This is a genomic window from Alphaproteobacteria bacterium (genome assembly GCA_019635875.1).
Classification (GTDB): domain Bacteria; phylum Pseudomonadota; class Alphaproteobacteria; order Reyranellales; family Reyranellaceae; genus JAFAZJ01.
Genome location: JAHBYP010000001.1, coordinates 690,785 through 710,155, shown reverse-complemented (window position 1 = coordinate 710,155; position 19,371 = coordinate 690,785). Strand labels below are relative to the sequence as shown.

Here is a 19,371-nt window from a genome sequence, read left to right as displayed (position 1 = left end):
TTCAACAAAAAAGACCGTGCGCGATGCGCGACGGTCTCAGGCGGCTTTCCTGGCGGACTTCGCGGGCGCCTCGAGGATGCCCATGACGTCGCTCTCCTTCATGATCAGCAGATCGACGCCGTCGAGCTTGACCTCGGTGCCCGACCACTTGCCGAACAGGATGCGGTCGCCGACCTTGACGTCGAGCGGCACCAGAGTGCCCTTCTCGTCGCGGGCGCCCGGGCCGACGGCGACGATCTCGCCTTCCATCGGCTTTTCCTTGGCGGTGTCGGGGATGATGATCCCACCCTTGGTCTTCTCTTCTTCCGCGACGCGCTTCACCACGACGCGGTCATGCAGCGGACGAAAGCTCATGAACTCCCTCCTCCTTGGGTCAAACGAGGCCCCTCTCAGGGCCGGGTAACAAGATTGCTGTTAGCACTCCTGAATCGTGAGTGCCAAACGCGCGCGGGATGTAGGGGTTTGCCCGAATTTAGTCAAGGATCAGCAGCAATCGTGTCGCATGGCTGCTAATATGTTGATTTCAAACGCGATTTCCATTGCGTTGGCATGAATCTCGCGAGACCATCGACGTCCCTCGACGTTTGAATCCACCCGCGAAGAGGTGTTCGAGATGTCTGATGCCTTCGAGAAGCAGCTGCGCGACTACCGACTGACCACCGCGGAGATCCTCTATTTCCTGCCGGATCATCAGAACCTGCTGCAGACATTCATCTGGCAGGATCTCGACATCGCGCCGAAGTACCCGGTGCTGACGAAGTTCCTGACCTTCTGGCAGACCAACCTGGACGGCAAACTGCACCGCGTGCGCATCGCCAGCGCCGGCCTCATCCAGCCGGCCGAGTTCCGCTTCGCCCAGATCCTGGCGACGGTGCACTAAGCCAGGTTGAGCTGCCAGATCTGCATGCTCAGCATCGCCAGGAAGCCGACCCAGACGACATAGGGTACGAGCAGCCAGGCGGCGATTCTGGAGTGCTGGCGGAAGGTGCCGAGGGTGGCGCCGATCGCCACGAGCAGCACGAAGATCACCGCAACCGCGAGGCCGACGCGATGGGTGCCGAAGAACAACGGCATCCAGATCGCGTTGAGGGTCAACTGGGTCCACCACAGGAGCTGCGCCGGGCCGGTGCGGTGCCAGGGGGCGCTGCGCCAGACCAGCCAGACCGCGACCGCCATGGCGACGTACATCGCCATCCAGATCGGCGGGATGATCCAGCTTGGCGGCATGCCGACGGGCTTCTTCAGCGCGTTCCACCAGAGCGGATCGTGCGTCGGCGAGTAGAACGCCCCGATGCCGCAGACCAGCGTCACGACGACCAGGAAGAAGACGAACATGCCCGCCCGCCGCAGCGCCGTGGCTGGCAGGTAGCGTTCGGCGTCGTCGGACAGGAAGTGTAACGCCATGTTCCCAAAGAGTTACCTTAAGATATTTCACTAACATACTATAAATTCAACGAATTGTCATCCCATATGTCAGAAAGCCTCGCGGTACTCCTGGCGGGTGCGGGCGATCAGGTCCGACGCCGCCGGGATATCGGCCACGCCCGACACCGAGTGGCCCGCGCTCCAGATATCTTTCCAGCGCCGCGTCCCCTGCTCGCGCGTTCCGCTGTTGATGTCCTTGGCGACGTCGATGCCGCCGCGCGCCGGCAGATTGTCCGGGTCGACGCCGGCGGCGACGATCGAGGGCCTGAGCATGTTGGTTTCCAGCCCGGTGAAGGCGCGGGTCAGCAGCACGTCGTCGAGCCGCGCCGACACCAGCATGGCCTTGTAGGCCTCCTTGGCCATGCTCTCGCGCGTGGCGATGAATTTGGTGCCCATGTAGGCGAGGTCGCAGCCCAGCACCTCGGCGGCGCGCAGGGCGCGGCCATCGGCGATGCCGCCCGCCAGCACCAGCGGCCCGTCCCAGATCGCCCGCACAGCGCGCACGAAGGCGAACGGATTGGCCCATCCGGTCTGCCCGCCGGCACCCGCCGTCAGCAGCACGAGCCCGTCGCTTCCCGCCTCGATCGCTTTCTCGGCGTGGCGCAGGGAGGCGACGTCGGTAAAGACGCGACAGCCGATATCGTGCAGCGGCCCGATCACGTTGTGCGGGCTGCCGACGCTGGCGATCACCAGCTCGACGCGATGGCGCAGCAGCACCTGCAGGTCGTCGGCCAGGCGTGTGTTGGAGCGGTGGACGATCAAGTTGGGGCAGATCGGCGCCAGCCGGCCGCCGGCGCGCTGCTCGGCCTCGCCGACGCGGCCGCGCATCTCGCCCAGCCAGGCATCGAGTTCCTCGATCGTGCGGGCGTTGGCGGTGGGAAACGAGCCGACCACGCCATCGACGCAGGCGGCGACCACCAGCTCGACGCCGGAGACCAGGAACATCGGCGCCGCGATCAATGGCAACGACAGGCGGGACGACAGCTCGGGCGACAATGACATGCCGTCACGCTAGCCGACTGGGGGCACCGGCGTCTTGCCGGCTCTTCCTATGATGCCGGCGGGACCACGGTGCTCCCGAGTCGCGTCATGCCGCCGAGGCGTAGCGGCGCAGCGCCGCCACAGGCGCGCTGCCGTCGCCGGCCGGCTGGTAGAACACGCTGAAGGTCCGGAAGGCTTCGACGAAGCGCGGCGCGCGCGCTGCCTCGGCGATCTCATAGGCGTCGAAGCCGCAGCGGCGCATGAACAGCGCCTGGTCGATCAGCACGTCGCCGGTGGCGCGCAGCTCGCCGGCGAATCCCAGGCGCTCGCGCAGGCCGCGGGCCTGGCTGTAGGCGCGACCGTCACTGAACTTGGGGAATTCCAGCGCGATCACCGCGAAGCGATTGACGACGCCGGCCAACGCGTCGATCGCGTCGCTGTTGCGCAGCTTCACGCCCAGCGGCGCCCAGCGCTCCAGCAGTGTCTGGCGCTCGGCCTGGAAGCGCGCGAGCGAGACGATCACCGGCTCGCTCGCCGACAGCGGCGCGGCGTCGTCGACAACGCGCCAGGGATCCTCGACCAGACGTCCGGCCTTAAGCAGCGGCATAGAGGCGCTCCTTGAACGGGGCATCGCCCAGGCGGCGATAGGTGTCGACGAAGCGCTCGCCCGGGCGGCGCGTGGCGAGATAGGTCTCGATCAGGTTCTCGATCGCGTCGACCACGCCGTCGGCCGGCACTGCGGGGCCGACGATGCGGCCCAGCGACGTGGTCTCGCTGCCGTCGCCGCCCAGCGTGATCTGGTAGAATTCCTCGCCGTTCTTGTCGACGCCGAGAATGCCGATATGGCCCACGTGGTGATGGCCGCAGGCGTTGATGCAGCCCGAGATCTTGATCTTCAGCTCGCCGATGTCGTGCTGGCGCTTCAGATCGGCGAAGCGCTTGGTGATCTGCTGCGCCACCGGGATCGAGCGGGCATTGGCCAGCGCGCAATAGTCGAGGCCGGGGCAGGCGATGATGTCGCTGACCAGGCCGAGATTGGGCGTCGCCAGGTCGATCGCCTCGAGCTTGCGCCACAGCGCCGGCAGGTCGGCGCGCCGGACATGCGGCAGCACCAGGTTCTGCTCGTGCGAAACGCGGATCTCCTCGTGGCTGTAGGCCTGCGCCAGGTCGGCGACGGCTTCCATCTGCGCCGCGCTGGCGTCGCCCGGCGGCGCGCCCTCGGGCTTCAGCGACAGGTTGACGATGGCGTAGCCCGGCTGGCGATGCGGCGCGACGTTGGTCTTCAGCCAGCGCGCGAAGCCGGCGTTCTCCAGCCGCAGCCGCTCGACCGCGAGATCGACGGCGGGCTGCGGTTGATAGGCCGGCGGCGCGAAGTGGGCGGTGATGGCGGCGACGGTCTGCGGCGACAGCTCGAGCGCGCCGTCGCGGATCGCGTCCCACTCGGCCTCGACGCGGCGGCGCATCTCCTCGGTGCCGATCTCGTGCACCAGGATCTTGATGCGCGCCTTGTAGAGATTGTCGCGCCGGCCGGCGAGATTGTAGGCGCGCAGGATCGCCTCGAGATAGGACAGCAGATGCCGCTTGGGCAGGAACTCGCGGATGGTCTTGCCGATCATCGGCGTGCGGCCCAGCCCGCCGCCGACGATCACCTCGAAGCCGGTCTCGCCCGCCTCGTTGCGATGCAGCCGCAGCCCGATGTCGTGCACGCGCACCGCGGCGCGATCGTGCGGCGAGCCGGTGACGGCGATCTTGAACTTGCGCGGCAGGAAGGTGAACTCCGGGTGCAGGCTCGACCACTGGCGGATGATCTCGCACCAGACGCGCGGATCCTCGATCTCGTCGACGGCGACGCCGGCCCATTGGTCGGCGGTGGTGTTGCGGATGCAGTTGCCGCTGGTCTGCAGCGCGTGCATCTCGACCGAGGCCAGATCGTCGAGCGCGTCGGCGGCGTCCTCGAGCCTGATCCAGTTGAACTGGATGTTCTGGCGCGTGGTGAAATGGCCGTAGCCGCGATCGTAGCGCCGCGCGATATGCGCCAGCATGCGCATCTGCTTCGACGACAGTGTGCCGTAGGGGATCGCCACGCGCAGCATGTAGGCGTGCAGCTGCAGGTACAGGCCGTTGGTCAGGCGCAGCGGCTTGAACTGCTCCTCCGTCAGCTCGCCGGCCAGACGCCGGTTCACCTGATCACGGAACTGCGCGACGCGCTCGGCGACGAAAGTGCGGTCGTGCTCGTCGTAGGTGTACATCGCAGGCTCAGAGGTAACGCACGGCGTCGGCCGCGATGGTGTCGATGGTGAGACCATTGGCGCGGATGCGCTCGCGCAGGTCGACCGGCTCGATCGCGCCGTCGTGGTCGGTGACGGCGATCAGCGCGGGCCCCACGATCACGGTCGCGGCGTCGCGATTGGCGATCGCCACCAGCCGCTCGGCGTCGGCCGCGGTGCGCGCGACCTGGGCGTCGGCCAGCGACGTCGACCAGGTGCCGTCGGCATCCAGGAAGACGACCGCGCCGTCGCGCAGGCGGTTGGCGGTGGCGATCTGCAGGGTGGATTTGGCAGCCTTGGCCATCACGAAGCCTCCGCAAGACGGGCGGGCAGGCCGGCGTTTGCCAACGCGGCGACCTCGCCGATGATGATGAGGGCGGGTCCGCCGCCGGCGTGCCGTGCCGCCAGCGCCGCCAGCGAACCGACCGTGCCGATGGAGACGCGCTGATCGGGGCGCGTGCCGCGATCGACGATGGCGACGGGCAGGGAGAGTGGGGTCCCCGCCGCCAGCAATCGATCGCGCACGCGCGGGGCCTGGGAGAGCCCCATGTAGACCACGGTGGTCTGGCCCGGCCGCGCAGCGGCCCGCCAGTCGATATCGGGCTCGCCGTCGCGGCCATGCGCGGTGACGAAGGTCACGGACTGCGCCAGATCGCGATGGGTCAATGGGATGCCCGTCGCGGCGGCGCAGCCCAGCGCCGCGGTGATGCCGGACACGACGAAGGCTTCGATACCCGCCTGGCGCACATGCTCGAGCTCCTCGCCGCCGCGGCCGAAGACGAAAGGATCGCCGCCCTTCAGCCGCACCACGCGCTTGCCGGCGCGCGCATGCTCGACGATCAGCGCATTGATCTCGTCCTGCTTGTGGCTGTGGCGGCCCTTGCGCTTGCCTACAGGCACCAGGAGAGCGTCGCGGCGCGCATAGTCGAGGATCGCCGGCGCGACGAGATCGTCGTGCAGGACGACGTCGGCACGCTGCAGCAGGTGCAGCGCGCGCAGGGTCAGCAGCTCCGGATCGCCCGGGCCGGCACCGACGATGTGCACCACGCCCTGCCCGCCCTCGCCGCGCGCGAGTTCTTCACGCATGGCGATCTCGGCCTCGGCGTCGCGGCCGGCCAGCACGAGCTCGCCGATCGGGCCATCGAGCGCGCGCTCCCAGAAATGAAGACGGTTGCCGACGCTCCTGGCGGCGTTGCGGAAGCGCGCGGCGAATTTCGCCAGCGCACCGATGCGCGCCGGCAGCGCCGCTTCGATCCGTTCGCGCAGCAGCCGTGCCAGGGTCGGCGAGGCGCCGCCGGTCGAGATCGCCGCCACGACGCCGTCGCGGTCGACGATCGCCGGCATGATGAAGTCGCAGAGATCGGGCCGGTCGACGACGTTCACCGGCACCCGGGCCGCGCGCGCCCAGCCGGCGACGAGGCGGTCGAGATCGCGATTGCCCGTGGCGACGAAGCCCAGGGCGACGTCGACGAAGTCCGCCGCGACCACGGTCTGCGACGCCACGCGCCGCACCGAGGCGCCGGCCCTGGCCAGCAGCGCGGCGCGCTGGTCGGCGGCCGCCGTGCCGCCGACGACCAGCGCCGTCTTGCCGTGCAGAGCCATGAAGATCGGCAGGTGGTCCAAGGGGCGCTCTCCCGGCAAAAGCCGTCGCCCTCCAATTGGCCCCTTCACCGGGGCCAATACAAAATAATTTACCTAACAGGAATGCATAACGTTCCTATTGAACAGTCTATAGATGTTGTTTTGAGACATTGCCGGACCGACTAGCGTCCTGCCGCCACTTGAGGGGGAAATGCCATGGCCAGGACGGGATTGCGGGCGGCGGTCGGCACGAGGCCGCCGAAAATCGGCACCTTTGTCTTCGAGTTCGCCGTGCCGGCGATCGGGCAGATCCTGGGTGCCGCCGGCGCCGAGTTCGTCGTGATCGACATGGAGCACAGCGGCTTCGGCTTCGATACCGTGCGCGCCGGCATCAAGTACATGCACGCCGGCAACCTGCCGGTCATCGTGCGCGCGCCGTCGAAGGCCTACGACCACATCGCGCGCATCATGGACATCGGCGCCGACGGCGTGATGGTGCCGATGGTCACCTCGGTCGAGCAGGCGCGCGCCGTGCTCGACGCGGTGAAGTACTTCCCGCAGGGCAGGCGCGGCGTGGCGCTGGGCCTGGCGATGGAGCGCTACAGCATGAGCGGCGCGCCGCTCGCCGAGCGCTTCGCCGCCCAGAATGATCGCACCATCGTGATGCTGCAGATCGAGGATCCGGCCGGCGCCGAATGCGCCGACCAGATGGCGGCGATGGACGGCGTCGACGTGCTGTGGATCGGCCACAACGATCTGTCGGTGGCGATGGGCATGCCCGGCGCCTTCGACGACCAGCGCTTTCAGGCGCATGAGGGTGCCACCATCGCCGCCTGCCGCAAGCACGGCAAATCCGCCGGTCGCCTGGCGCGCGACGCCGAGGAGGCGGCCGGCTTCGTGGCCCGGGGCTACGATTTCATCTCGATCGCCACCGACGTCGCCCTGCTGCAGCAGGCGATGTCCGCGGGCATCGCTCGGGATGACAGATCGCTACGGCTTCAGCTCGATCTCGATGAAGACGTATTCGTGGGGATTGGGGTTGATCACGTCATGCTCGACGCCGACGGCGCGGGCGTAGGACACACCGACCTTCATGTCGGACTCGACGTACTGCGCGCCGGTCCAGACGCCGAGCTTGCCGTCGACCAGCGGCACGACGATGTAGTCGTGGCCGTGCCGGTGCCAGCCGGTGCGCGCGCCCGGCGGCATGCGCCATTCCCAGACGATGGCGCGGTCCGTCTCGAGCTGCTTCGTGCCGGTGGCCATCGGCCTCGATCTGTCCTCGTCGCGCTCCGCCATGATCCCGTCCTCGCGTTGTCGCTCACCCTAGCATGAGCGGAACGCGTATGGCGCCCGGCCGAGATTCGTGCATATACACTCATTAACCAGACCGCCGAGCCTCGCATGCCCGATTCAGCTCCAATCCTGCGCGAACTGCCCGCGCCGCCCAAGCCGCATCCGCTGCTGGAGGCGCCGCCGGTGCCGATCATCGCGCGGCTGGCGCTGCCGACCACGGCGGTGATGATCGCGCAGTCGGGCGTCAGCGTCGCCGAAACCTGGGTGATCGGCCAGCTCGGCACCGAGGCGCTCGCCGGCTTCGCGCTGGTCTTCCCGCTCCTGATGCTGATGACCATGATGGCCGCCGGCGGCATCGGCGGCGGCATCGCCTCGGCGATCGCCCGCGCCTCGGGCGGCGGACGCACCGCCGAGGTGCGCGCGCTGGTCGTGCATGCGCTCGTCGTGGCGCTGGGCTTCGCGCTGCTGTTCACCATCGGCATGCGCGTCTTCGGCGCCGATATCTATCGCCTTCTGGGCAGCCTGCGCAGCGCCAATGGCGCGGGGGCCGGCGGCGATCCGGCCCTCGTGCTGGCCTATGCGCTGACCTATTCCGACATGGTCTTCGCCGGCGCCGCCGCGCACTGGGCGATGTTCGCGCTGTCCTCGATCATCCGCGGCGCCGGCAACGCTGCGCTACCGGGCAAGGCGATGCTGCTGAGCTCCTTGCTGCAGATCCCGCTGACCTATGTGCTGGCGCTGGGTGTCGGCGGCTGGGGCGGCATGGGCATCGCCGGCGCCGCCGTATCCTCGATCCTCACCGCGCTGCTCGCCGCCGGCCTGATGGCCCGGTCGCTGCACCGCGGCGCCGCCGGGATTGCGCCGTCGCTGCGCGGCATCTCGCTCAGGGGTTCGCTGTTCGCGCCGATCCTGCGCGTCGGCCTGATCTCCTCGATTTCAGCGATCATCGCCAACCTCACGACCATCCTGGTCACCCTGCTGGTCGCCGGCTTCGGCGTGGCGGCGCTGGCCGGCTACGGCGTCGGCTCGCGGCTGGAGTTCATGCTGGTACCGCTGGCCTTCGGCATCGGCTCGGCGCTCACCACGCTGGTCGGCATCGCCGTCGGCGCCGGCCAGTGGGAGCGTGCGGTGCGCGTCGCCGTCATCGGCTCGCTGATGGCCGCGGCGCTGACCGGCGTTGTCGGCGTGCTGGCGGCGATCTTCCCGCAGGGCTGGATGTCGATCTTCAGCGCCGATGCCGCCGTGCAGCAGACCGGCGTGGCCTACCTGACGCGCGCCGCGCCGTTCTATGCCTTCTTCGGCCTGGGCATGGCGCTGAACTTCGCCGCGCAGGGCGCCGGGCGCCAGGGCGTGCCGCTGGCCATCGCCTTCCTGCGCCTGGCGCTGGCGGCCGGCGGCGGCTGGCTCGCGGTGCATGTCTGGGGCCTGGGCCAGGACGGCCTGTTCTGGGCGGTCGCCATCGCCATCGTCGTCTTCGGCAGCGCCAATCTCGTGGCACTGCTCGTCAGGCCCTGGCGCGGTCGCTAGGGCGCGCCGCGCCGTCGTCGCGGGATGAACGGCACGACGCACATCGCCAGCACGAACGTCGCGCCGACCGCCAGCCAGGCCTCGTTGAACGATACCGTCAGCGCGGCGCGCTCGACCAGCGGCCGCAGGGCTTCCTGGGTCGCCGCGTCGAGCGGCGGCAGCGGCACGCCGATGAAGCGCTCCAGGGGCAGGCCGACGAAGGCGGCGGCCTCACGCTCGCCGGCCTGCAGGCGCTCGACCAGATCGGCGGCGTGACCCGGCGTGCGCCGTTCGAGGATGGTGTCGATGAGCGCGATGCCGATGGCGCCGCCCAAAGCGCGCTTGAGGTTGAACACGCCGCTGGCCTCCGCCGAGTCGTCGTCGTTCCAGCCGTCGAGCGCCAGGCGCGTCACCGGCAGCACGCACAGCAGCACGCTGACGCCGCGCATCACCTGGGGCCAGAACAGATCGTCGAAGCCGGAGCGCGGCGTGGTGAAGCCGTTGGCGATCAGGCCGGCGGCGAACAACGCGAAGCCGAGGGCAGTCAGCCGGCGCGCCTCGACCCGCGGCTCGAGCCAGGCGGCGAGCGGCGCGACGAGGAGCTGCGCGGCGCCCATCACGGCCATGATCGTGCCGATGCCCAGCGGGCCGAGATCGCGCACCAAACCGAGGAAGACCGCCATCAGGTAGGTGGCCCCGTAGAGGCCCGCGCCGATGGTGAAGTTCAGGCCGCAGCCGATCGAGAAGGCGACGTCGCGGAAACGGTGCAGGTCGACGAAGGGATGCGGTCGCGTCAGGCACAGCCGGACCATCGCCACCGCGGCCACCGGGCAGATCGCGAACAGAGCCAGGACCACCGGCCCGCCCCAGCCGTTGCGCGGCCCGATCTTGAGCAAGAGCTCCAGCCCGCCGAGAAAGATCGCCGCGCACAGGACGGTCGACACGCTGATGCGCCGCAGCGACGCCCAGTCCGGCATCGAGCCGGGCACGAAGCGGGTGGCGACCGCGACGACCGCGAGTCCGGGCGGCAGATTGATCAGGAACATCCATTCCCACGACGCCGTCTCGGTCAGCCAGCCACCGAGCGCCGGGCCGATCGTCGGCGCCACCATGGCAAAGCTGCCGGCGACCGCCGCCGCCGCCATCTGCCGCGACGGGTTGAACATGATGAACACCGAGGTGAAGACGCCGGGGATCAGCAGGCCGCCGAAGAAACCCTGCACCGTGCGCACCGCGATCAGGCTGGCGAAGTCGCCGGACAGGGCGCAGCCGACGCTGCTCAGCGTGAAGCCCATGGTTGCCCCGGCGATCACCCAGCGCAGAGTCAAGGCGCGGGTCAACCAGCCCGACAGCGGGATGGCGATCACCTCGGCCACGAGGTAGGCGGTCTGCACCCAGCTGAGGTCCTCGTGCGGGATGCGCAGCGCGGTGCCGATGGTGGTGAGCGAGCTGGCGACAATCTGGATGTCGAGGATCGCCATGAACATGGCGACGCACATCGCGAGAAAGCCGATCCAGGCGCCCGCGCCGTCGCGGGCTCTTGCTTCAACCACCCGGTCTTCCCCGCCTCGACTCCAGCGCCTGGTCCTCGACGCGGATGCGCCACCACAGTAGCAGGGCGTTGAGGATCGAGAAAACAATCGCGACGCCGACCAGGCCGAACACCAGCGGCAGCACGGCGATCTCGCCCACCACCACGGCGTAGTTGGGGTGGCGCAGGAAGCGGTACGGGCCGCCGCGCACCAGCGGCGCGCCGGGCAGGGTGAGGATGCGCGTCGTCCAGTACGGGCCCAGGGTCGCGATCACCCAGAGCCGCAGCGCCTGCAAGGCCACCAGCGCCGCCAGCGCCGGCCAGTGGATCGGCGGCGCCGGCGGCAGCATCGCCACGATCGCGAGCAGCCACGAGGCGTGCAGCAGCACGAACAGCGGATAATGCGCGCGGCCGACCTCGACCGCGCCCTTGGCCAGCAACGCGCGCGTGTTGCGCCGGGCGTAGACCAGTTCGCCCAGCCGCTGCAGCGCGACCAGGCCGACGATGGCGAGCGCGGCGATCATCTGCCGTCGAGCATCAGGAAGCTGGCCGAGAAGCCCGGCCCCAGGGCGCTCAGCAGGGTACGCTGCGTGTCCAGCCTGGGCTTCATGCGCTGGAGCACGAAGAGCGCGGTGGCCGCCGACATGTTGCCGAAGTCACGCAAGGTGACGCGGCTGTCCTCGAGCGCGCCGCGTTGCAGCTCAAACGAGTCCTCCAGCGCGTCGAGCACCTTGGCGCCGCCGGGATGACAGGCGAAGCCGTCGACCGACGATATGCAGCGGCGGTGGCGCGCGAGGTAGTCGTCGAGGACCGCACGCAGGCCGTTCTCCACCAGGCCCGGGATGCTCTGCGCGAAGATCGCCTTGAGCCCGTCGTCCTGCACGTCCCAGCCCATGATGCCCAGCGAATCCGGCCAGGTGTGCTCGCCCGCCGGCCCGAAGGCCGCGCCGTCGCCTTCGGTCGAAACGATCGCGCCGGCGGCGCCGTCGCCGAACAGCGCGGCGGCGATGATGTTGCTGCGATCGAAGTCGTCGCGCCGGAAGGTCAGCGCGCAGAGCTCGACGACGAGGAACAGCACGCGCGAGCCGGGCGCCGCCATCGCCAGGTCGACGGCGCGCGCCAGCCCGGTGACGCCGCCGGCACAGCCCAGGCCGAAGATCGGCAGGCGGCGGATGTCGCGGCGCAGACCAAGGCGCTCGACCAGCAGCGCGTCGAGGCTGGGCGTGGCGATGCCGGTGGTCGAGGCGACGACAATGGCGTCGATGTCCTCGCGGCGCAGTCCGGCCTCGTCGAGGCAGTCCAGCGTGATGCGCTCGAGCAGCGCCACGGCGTTGTCGACGAACAGCTGGCTGCGTTCCCGCCAGCCATGCGACTGCTCGTACCAATCGATCGGCACGCAGGAGTACCGGCGCTCGATGCCGGCGTTGCCGAAGACCGGCAACAGCTTCTCCAGATCCAGGCGCCCGCCCAGCACACGCGAAGCGCGTACGCAGACGTCCCGCTGATCCAGCACGTAAGGCGGAACGGCCGTGCTCAACGCGAGCAGGCGTGGGCGTTCGGACATGGACCACTCTCCCGACGACGTCACCGATCTACCGATAACACCGTCGGGTGCCAGCGGCTGTGCCTTGTGGCACTACACCTTTTCGCGAGAGAACGGCTGATGCAAGGCGATCACGACCTGCCAGCACGCAATTCGCGGTGCAGGGCTCTCAGATGCGGCGCGGCAGCCGAGGCGGCCTTGGTCTCGATGGCGCGATAGTGCGTGACCAGCGCCTGGCCAAAGGAAGTCAACGCCGCACCGCCGCCCTGGCTGCCGCCGGTACGCTTTTCCACCACCGGCCTGCGAAAGCAGCGATTGACCTCCTCGATCAGAAGCCAGGCGCGCCGGTACGACATGCCCATGTCGCGCCCCGCCGCAGCGATCGAGCCGCTCGACTCGATCAGCTCGAGCAGGCGGATCTTGCCGGGACCGAGGGCATCCTCGCCGCCGAACTCGATGCGGACATTGAGCTTGGCCATGTCTCGACTAGACCATGGTGCGGGCCGGGCGCCAAGTGCAGGCACAGCGAGCCCCGGACGTCAGCGGGTCAGGAGCCGCAGCGCAGCAGCCGCCAGGATGACGGCGAGAATGGCGCGGGTCGCGCGCTCTGACATGAACCACAGGCCGATCATCGTTCCGACAACGGCCACGGCCAGTGCCGCGACGGCAAACAGCGGTGTTCCGGGGGCGGGCTGCAGGCCCGCGAGCAGCGCGCCGGCAAGTCCCGCGATCGAGTTGGCAAGAATGAATGGCGCAGACAGCGCAGCCGACCGGCGCGCCGTGACCCAGCCGAGCCCGACGACTGCCGGCGCCAGGAACACGCCACCACCGATACCCATGACACCGGAGGCGAAGCCGGCGAGCGCGCCGACCACGCCCATCCCCAGCATCGGCGAACGTGTCGCCTGGGCGGGTCTCAGCCTGGCCACCATCATCGCCGCGGCGAACAACAACAAGCAGCCCGTCAGCGTGTAGTAGATGCGGCTTTCCAGCGTGACCAGCCCACCCAGGAAGGCGGCCAGAATCGACGGCACGACGGCCCGCAGCAGGAGCGGCCATTCGATGGCCCGCTCCACCTGCAGCCGCCAGGTCGCGTAGCTCGCGGCGACGAAGTTGAGACCGAGCGCCGTGGGACGCAGCTGCTCCGCAGGCATGCCGGCAAACGCCATCACGGCGAGAAAGCCGGTTCCGCCGGCTTGCCCGACGGTCGCGTAGATCAACGAGACGGTGGCGAGCGCCAACAGGACGACAATGACGTGCATGCGTCGATCGAGCCTAGCCCACCAGCCGACGTCGCTCCACCGGCCGCAGGGCGAGCCAAGCCGGTGGACAGACGATTGCTCGATATGTTCAATTGGATATAGCGAAACGCTGCACGGGCGAGGTGCTTCATGCGGCATCGTGGCTGGCGGCGATGCTTCACGGCAATCCTGTTCGTCGCGACATCGTCGAGCGGTGTCGCGGCGCAGGAAATCCGCGTGCTGGCCGCAGCCAGCCTGTCGAGCGTGCTCGACAGGCTCTGCCAGACCTGGGCGGCGCGAGGCGAACCGAAATGCGTTCCGGTATATGCCGCCTCCTCCGCCCTGGCGCGGCAGATCGAGAACGGCGCACCGGGCGACGTGTTCATCTCGGCCGACGAGCCGTGGATGAAGCACGTCGTCGACAGGAAGGCGGTGAAGCTCGAGACGCGGCGCGCGCTGGCGACCAACCTGCTGGTGATCGTCGCGTCTGCCGACAGCAGGGTTTTGCTGACACCCGGCACGAACTTCGCCATCGCCGCGGCGCTGGACGGCGGCCGTCTGTCGCTGGCCGATCCCGATACGGTGCCGGCCGGGCGCTACGCCAAGGCGGCGCTGACGCATTTCGGCGTCTGGGACCAGGTCGCGGGCAGGATCGCGCGCGCCGAGAACGCGCGCGACGCGCTGGCCTTCGTGGCGCGCGGCGCGGCGCCGCTGGGCATCGTCTACGGCACCGACGCCAGGGCCGAGCCGAAGGTACGCATCGTCGCCACCTTCCCCGAAGGAAGCCATCCGCCCGTGGTCTATCCGATGGCCGTCACCGCCAACGTGAGGAGCCCGCGCGCGCAGGCCTTCCTCGACTTCCTGACGACACCGCAGTCGCAGAAGACGCTGGCGGATTCGGGCTTCGGCCCGCCGCCGAAGTGACGTGACGGCATGATCCTGTCCCCCGAGGAACTCGGCATCCTTCTGCTGAGCCTGAAGGTCGCGGCGTGGAGCGTCGCGGTCAGCCTGGTGCCGGCGATCGCGATCGGCTGGGCGCTGGCTCGCTACAGCTTCCCCGGCAAGGCGGCGATCGATGCGACCCTGCACCTTCCGCTGGTGCTGCCGCCGGTCGTCGTCGGCTACGTGCTGCTGGTGCTGTTCGCGCCCAGGGGCCCACTGGGCGCGCCGCTGCGCGAATGGTTCGGCATCGACTTCTCCTTTTCCTGGCGCGGCGCGGTGCTGGCCGCCGCGGTCATGGGCTTTCCGCTGATGACGCAGGCGATCCGCCTGTCGGCGCAGGCCGTCGATCGCAGGCTCGAGCAGGCGGCGCGCACGCTGGGAGCGCCGCCATGGCGGGTCTTCCTCACCATCACCCTGCCGCTGATGGCGCCCGGTGTGCTCGCCGGTGCGGTGCTGTCCTTCGCGCGCTCGCTGGGCGAGTTCGGCGCCACCATCACCTTCGTATCGAACATCCCCGGCGAGACCCGGACCCTGCCGCTGGCGATCTACGCCTACACGCAGGTGCCCGGCGGCGACGGCCCGGCGCTGCGCCTGACCTTGATCTCGATCGCCGTGGCGCTGGCGGCGCTGGCCGGCGCCGAGCTCCTGAACCGCGCGCTCAGCCGGCGCATCGGAGCGCTCCAGTGATCGAGGTCGACATCGCCCTGCGCATCGGCGACTTTGACCTCGCTGCCGCTTTCGATGCGCCCGCCGGCAGCGTCACGGCATTGTTCGGCCGCTCGGGTTCGGGCAAGTCGACCATCATCGACTGCGTCGCCGGCCTGCGCCGTCCGGACCGCGGCCGCGTCGTCGTCGAGGGCGAGACGCTGTTCGCAGATGGAGGGACCAATGTGCCGCCGGAGGGTCGGCGCCTGGGCTACGTCTTCCAGGACGCGCGGCTCTTCCCGCATCTCAGCGTCGTGTCCAACCTGCGCTATGGCGAGCGCGGCGCGCGCGGCGGCCGGCGCATCGCCAGCTTCGACGACGTCGTCGCCCTGCTCGGCATCGGCCATCTGCTGGAGCGGCGGCCGGGCACGCTCTCCGGCGGCGAGCGACAGCGCGTCGCCATCGGGCGCGCGCTCCTGTCGCAGCCACGCGCGCTCCTGATGGACGAGCCGCTGGCGGCGCTCGACCGCGAGCGCAAGGCCGAGGTGCTGCCGTACATCGAACGCCTGCGCGATCGCTTCGGCCTGCCGATCCTCTATGTCAGCCACGCCGTCGAGGAGGTCGTGCGCCTGGCGCAGAAGGTCGTGCGCATCGAGCACGGCCGCATCACCGGAGTCGGCCCGGTCGAGGAGATGCTGAGCGGCGGCGCGATCGGTGACGAGCACGGGCCGGCGAGCGTGCTGCGCGCCGTCTTGAAGCGCCACGACGGCCGCTTCGGCCTGACGGTGCTGGAGGTCGGCGCCGGCCGCGAGCTGGTGACGCCCGCGATCGAGCAACCGATCGGCGACGCGGTGCGCGTGCGCATCCTGGCGCGGGACGTGTCACTGGCGCTCGAGGTGCCGACCGGCATCAGCATTCAGAACCGCCTCGAGGCGACGATCGCCGACATGGCGCGGCCCAGCCGGTTCATCGTCGACGTCAAGCTCGACATCGGCGCGCCGCTGTGGTCGCGCGTCAGCGCCAAGGCGGCCGAGGAACTGGCGCTCGCCCCAGGCAAGCGTGTGGTGGCCCTGATCAAGACCGTGGCGCTGGAACGCGAATAGATCGCAAGCGGATTGAGTGAGCCGACTACCTTCCCCCCGCTGGCCAGCGGGGGAAGGTAGTGCTGCGATCGATTGAACCTGTCTGAACAAAACTCCCTTCAGCGCGCCGGCAGCCTGAGGTCGGCGACAGCGGCGCCGAAGGACGCCTGCGGCCGCGAGGCCGGCACGCCGAGCCACGCCTCGCGCTCGGCGACGCAGGGCAGGACGCGCGCAAACAGCTCGCGCCAGGTGCCGGCACCGGAATCGTAGGCGCCGATCAGGCAGCGGTCGAAAGCGCCGTGGCGCTCGTCGAGCTTCGCGGCGTAGGTGGCGCGGCCGCGCGCGGCGGCGGCAATGATGATGCGGTTGGGCCGCTCGAGCCGGGCGGTGATGAACGAGCCGGTCTCGCAGCCCGACAGCACGAGCACGGTCGGCCGATCGCCACAGGCTGCCGTCGCCAGCCGGTCGATATCGGCCGGCGAGGCGCGACGGCCATTGGGCTCGCCCGCCAGGCGCAGCATGCCCTCCTCGCCATGCGAGCTGAAAAAGAGCAGGCAGGCCTCGCCCTGCCGCGAGCCCAGGCGCGAGAGCGACTGGCGCAGGCTGGACAGCCGGGCGGGCGGCCGCGCCGAGCCGTCGGGCGCGGTCAGCGAGGCGGTGTGCAGCGCCACCCGGCTGACGCCGGCATCGCGCAGGCGGCCCGCCAGATCCTCGGCGGCGAAATCGTAGATCGGCCGGTCATCGGCGCCGCCGACCACCAGCGCCTTCCAGTCCTTGGCCGCGATCGCTCCCCAGCCCGCCGGTGCGGCGGCGATGTCATGCACGATGGCGTGCCGCGGCACGCAGGCGGCGACAACCACGGCCACCGCGCACGCGCCAGCCCAACGGACGAACCTGTCCGCCGCGTCACGCATGACGTCCCTCTTGTCACAGCCCCCACAGACATGATCCGGGAGTGCCCCGCGGGACACAAACGAGGACTCTTGAGACCCTCTAGTGCCCTGAAACAGCTGGAAAATCCGACTCTTATCCACAGCTTGTCGGGTACCGACACCGGGTTGGCCGCGCAGCCTGCCAAACAACTTCAGGATGAGGCGGCCTCATGCGGAGCCCGGGCGACGCCTTGGCTTGACTCATCTCCGGCCCGGGTGCATCACCCGGCCCCGCCGCGACCCGGTTCGGGAGAACCGTCAGCACCTGGGGAAGGTCACGGTCAGGAGTTCGCTCGCGACATGGAACAAACCCCAGGCGCTCCCAAGGCGACGGACCCGGCCAATGGCAATGGTCATCGCCCCGCCGATGCCTTCGCCGAGGATTCCCGTCCCCCGCTTCTTGCCGACGAGGCCCTGCAGCACGAGCAGAGCGACCAGGGCGACTACCATCTCCCCAAGGGACCGGTCGGGGTGCTGGCCCTGGGCGCGCTCGGCGTGGTCTACGGCGACATCGGCACCAGCCCGCTCTATACGATGCGCGAGATCTTCGCCAAGGCGGGAGATTCCGGCAAAGGCGAGGCGGCCGTGCTCGGATCGCTTTCGCTCGTGTTCTGGGCGCTGATCCTCACCGTCACGGTCAAGTACCTCGTACTGATCCTGCGCGCCGACAACCGCGGCGAAGGCGGCGTGCTGGCGCTGGCTCGGCTCGCCGGCAACGCATTGCCGCCGGGCGCGGTCAGTCGGCGCGGAGTCATCATGCTGCTGTCGATCATCGGCATGGCGCTGTTCTTCGGTGACGGCCTGATCACGCCGGCGGTCACCGTGCTGAGCGCCATCGAGGGCATCCAGAAGCTGCAGCCCGCACTTCAGCCCTTTATCGTCCCGACCGCCGTCGTCATCCTCTTCGCGCTCTTCTTTTTCCAGTCGCGCGGTACCGAACGCGTCGGCCGACTGTTCGGCCCCGTGATGATGATCTGGTTCGCGGTGCTGGCCACGACCGGGTTGTGGCAGATCGTGCACAATCCCGGCGTGCTGGCGGCGCTCGACCCACGCCATGGCATCGCCTTCATGTCCTTGCTGGGCTGGAAGACCTTCGTCGTGTTGGGCGCCGTGGTGCTGGCGGTGACCGGCGGCGAGGCGCTCTACGCCGACATGGGTCACTTCGGCCGTCGCCCGATCAGGCTGGCGTGGTTCGCCGTCGTGTTGCCGGCGCTGGTGCTGAACTACTTCGGACAAGGCGCGCTGCTGCTGCACACGCCCGAGGCGCTCGACCACCTGTTCTTCGAGATGGTGCCCGACTGGGCGTTGATCCCGATGATCGCGCTGTCGACCCTGGCGGCGATCATCGCCTCGCAGGCCACCATCTCGGGCGTGGCCTCGCTTTCCCGCCAGGCCATCCAGCTTGGCCTGCTGCCGCGCATGACCATCCTGCATACCTCAGAGAAGGCGATCGGCCAGATCTACGTGCCGAGGATGAACTGGCTGCAGATGGCCGGCGTGATCACCCTGGTAGTGAGCTTCGGCTCGTCGAGCAACCTTGCCGGCGCCTACGGAATCGCGGTCACCGGCGCCATGGCGATCGATGCCGTCCTCGCCTGCATCGTCGCGATCCTGATCTGGCGCTGGCATCCGCTGCTGGCGATCGGCGCCTTCGGCGCACTGATGGCCATCGACCTCGCCTTCTTCTCGGCGACCGTGCTGAAGATCCCCGACGGCGCCTGGTTCCCGCTTCTCATGGCAGCCGCCACCTGGTACCTGATCTCGTCCTGGCGGCGCGGCCGCGCGCTGCTCTACGAGCAGCTGCAGGGCAGCTCCCTGCCGGTCGAGCAGTTCCTCGAACGCATGGAGCGCGCGCCGATGCGGGTGGCCGGAACTGCGGTGTTCATGACCGGCGACGTCAACACCGTGCCGCTCGCCCTGCTGCACAATCTCAAGCACAACAAGGTCATGCACGAGCGCGTCATCCTGATGCACGTGCTGACCATGGACATACCCCGCGTCGCCGAGACGCGGCGCGTCGAGGTGCGGCGCCTGGGCAAGGGTTTCCACACCGTGGTGGCGCGTTACGGCTTCATGGAGCAGCCCGACGTGCCGGCAGCGCTGGCGCGATGTCGCCAGCACGGGCTGGCCTACGACGAGATGCAGACCTCGTTCTTCCTCGGCCGCGAGACCCTGGTGCCCTCGGCCCGCTCGCCGCTCGGCCGGGCGCGGCAAAGCATCTTCATCGCGCTGTCGACCACGGCGGCGGCGACCAAGATCTTCTTCCGCATCCCGCCCAACCGGGCGGTGGAACTTGGGGCACAAGTCGAGGTTTGACCTTATCCCGGCGTAAGACATGCTTGTTTGATGCCGTGCCTGCCGCGGGTTAAACTAAGAACGTTCGTACACTAACGATCAGC

General features: G+C 69.3%; 20 protein-coding genes. 7 read left to right on the top strand and 13 right to left on the bottom strand.

The annotated features are described in order from the left end of the window. Nucleotides 1-36: 36 nt before the first annotated feature. The gene (groES, locus tag KF889_03585) at nt 37-354 is read right to left on the bottom strand and encodes a co-chaperone GroES (GenBank protein ID MBX3498500.1); all 318 of its coding nucleotides are present in this window, start codon (nt 352-354) and stop codon (nt 37-39) included. Nucleotides 355-613: 259 nt separating this feature from the next. Between groES and KF889_03580 the strand changes: the two genes are divergently transcribed. Then, the gene (locus KF889_03580) at nt 614-880 is read left to right on the top strand and encodes a Usg family protein (GenBank protein ID MBX3498499.1); all 267 of its coding nucleotides are present in this window, start codon (nt 614-616) and stop codon (nt 878-880) included. Here KF889_03580 and KF889_03575 read toward each other — a convergent pair. The 6 genes from KF889_03575 to cysG form a co-directional block, all read right to left on the bottom strand. Then, nucleotides 877-1,404, bottom strand: coding sequence for a tryptophan-rich sensory protein (locus KF889_03575; protein MBX3498498.1), 528 nt, complete (start codon nt 1,402-1,404; stop codon nt 877-879). The two genes, KF889_03580 and KF889_03575, sit on opposite strands and share 4 nt — an antisense overlap. Before the next feature lie 69 nt (nt 1,405-1,473). Next, nucleotides 1,474-2,427: a nitronate monooxygenase gene (locus KF889_03570; protein ID MBX3498497.1), complete on the bottom strand. Its 954-nt coding sequence runs from the start codon at nt 2,425-2,427 to the stop codon at nt 1,474-1,476. Nucleotides 2,428-2,512: 85 nt separating this feature from the next. Next, nucleotides 2,513-3,013: a DUF934 domain-containing protein gene (locus tag KF889_03565; GenBank protein ID MBX3498496.1), complete on the bottom strand. Its 501-nt coding sequence runs from the start codon at nt 3,011-3,013 to the stop codon at nt 2,513-2,515. After that, a complete protein-coding gene (locus tag KF889_03560; protein MBX3498495.1) occupies nt 3,000-4,655 on the bottom strand; it encodes a nitrite/sulfite reductase in 1,656 nt (551 codons plus the stop codon). Before KF889_03560 ends, KF889_03565 begins: the two co-directional genes overlap by 14 nt. A gap of 7 nt (nt 4,656-4,662) precedes the next feature. Further along, nucleotides 4,663-4,977, bottom strand: a complete 315-nt coding sequence (locus tag KF889_03555) for a DUF2849 domain-containing protein (GenBank protein ID MBX3498494.1) — start codon at nt 4,975-4,977, stop codon at nt 4,663-4,665. Continuing rightward, entirely contained in the window at nt 4,977-6,296 is a 1,320-nt protein-coding gene (gene cysG / locus KF889_03550; protein MBX3498493.1) for a siroheme synthase CysG, read from the bottom strand. Before cysG ends, KF889_03555 begins: the two co-directional genes overlap by 1 nt. A gap of 174 nt (nt 6,297-6,470) precedes the next feature. On the opposite strand from cysG, the gene KF889_03545 reads away from it, so the two are divergent. Next, the gene (locus KF889_03545) at nt 6,471-7,589 is read left to right on the top strand and encodes a hypothetical protein (GenBank protein MBX3498492.1); all 1,119 of its coding nucleotides are present in this window, start codon (nt 6,471-6,473) and stop codon (nt 7,587-7,589) included. 69 nt (nt 7,590-7,658) lie between these two features. Next, a complete protein-coding gene (locus tag KF889_03540) occupies nt 7,659-9,077 on the top strand; it encodes an MATE family efflux transporter (GenBank protein MBX3498491.1) in 1,419 nt (472 codons plus the stop codon). On the opposite strand, the gene KF889_03535 is transcribed toward KF889_03540, so the two are convergent. The 5 genes from KF889_03535 to KF889_03515 form a co-directional block, all read right to left on the bottom strand. Beyond that, nucleotides 9,074-10,555 (bottom strand): DHA2 family efflux MFS transporter permease subunit, encoded by a 1,482-nt coding sequence (locus KF889_03535; GenBank protein MBX3498490.1) that lies wholly within the window; start codon nt 10,553-10,555, stop codon nt 9,074-9,076. The two genes, KF889_03540 and KF889_03535, sit on opposite strands and share 4 nt — an antisense overlap. Before the next feature lie 46 nt (nt 10,556-10,601). Then, a complete protein-coding gene (locus KF889_03530; protein ID MBX3498489.1) occupies nt 10,602-11,111 on the bottom strand; it encodes a hypothetical protein in 510 nt (169 codons plus the stop codon). Beyond that, complete coding sequence (locus KF889_03525; GenBank protein MBX3498488.1) at nt 11,108-12,151, bottom strand: type III polyketide synthase; 1,044 nt, start codon at nt 12,149-12,151, stop codon at nt 11,108-11,110. The genes KF889_03530 and KF889_03525 overlap by 4 nt, the downstream gene beginning before the upstream one ends. Before the next feature lie 110 nt (nt 12,152-12,261). Further along, entirely contained in the window at nt 12,262-12,609 is a 348-nt protein-coding gene (locus KF889_03520) for a winged helix-turn-helix domain-containing protein (protein MBX3498487.1), read from the bottom strand. 60 nt (nt 12,610-12,669) lie between these two features. Then, nucleotides 12,670-13,392, bottom strand: coding sequence for a sulfite exporter TauE/SafE family protein (locus KF889_03515; protein ID MBX3498486.1), 723 nt, complete (start codon nt 13,390-13,392; stop codon nt 12,670-12,672). Between the two features lie 129 nt (nt 13,393-13,521). Between KF889_03515 and modA the strand changes: the two genes are divergently transcribed. The 3 genes from modA to modC are packed head-to-tail and all read left to right on the top strand — an operon-like array spanning nt 13,522 to nt 16,061. Continuing rightward, a complete protein-coding gene (gene modA / locus KF889_03510; protein ID MBX3498485.1) occupies nt 13,522-14,295 on the top strand; it encodes a molybdate ABC transporter substrate-binding protein in 774 nt (257 codons plus the stop codon). Between the two features lie 9 nt (nt 14,296-14,304). Further along, on the top strand, nt 14,305-15,000 hold the full coding sequence (gene modB / locus KF889_03505; GenBank protein ID MBX3498484.1) for a molybdate ABC transporter permease subunit: 696 nt from the start codon (nt 14,305-14,307) through the stop codon (nt 14,998-15,000). Continuing rightward, the gene (gene modC, locus KF889_03500; protein MBX3498483.1) at nt 14,997-16,061 is read left to right on the top strand and encodes a molybdenum ABC transporter ATP-binding protein; all 1,065 of its coding nucleotides are present in this window, start codon (nt 14,997-14,999) and stop codon (nt 16,059-16,061) included. The genes modB and modC overlap by 4 nt, the downstream gene beginning before the upstream one ends. 98 nt (nt 16,062-16,159) lie before the next feature. On the opposite strand, the gene KF889_03495 is transcribed toward modC, so the two are convergent. After that, nucleotides 16,160-16,906: a hypothetical protein gene (locus tag KF889_03495; protein MBX3498482.1), complete on the bottom strand. Its 747-nt coding sequence runs from the start codon at nt 16,904-16,906 to the stop codon at nt 16,160-16,162. Between the two features lie 366 nt (nt 16,907-17,272). Here KF889_03495 and KF889_03490 point away from each other — a divergent pair, with 366 nt between their 5' ends. After that, nucleotides 17,273-19,288, top strand: a complete 2,016-nt coding sequence (locus KF889_03490; protein MBX3498481.1) for a potassium transporter Kup — start codon at nt 17,273-17,275, stop codon at nt 19,286-19,288. Nucleotides 19,289-19,371: the final 83 nt, after the last annotated feature.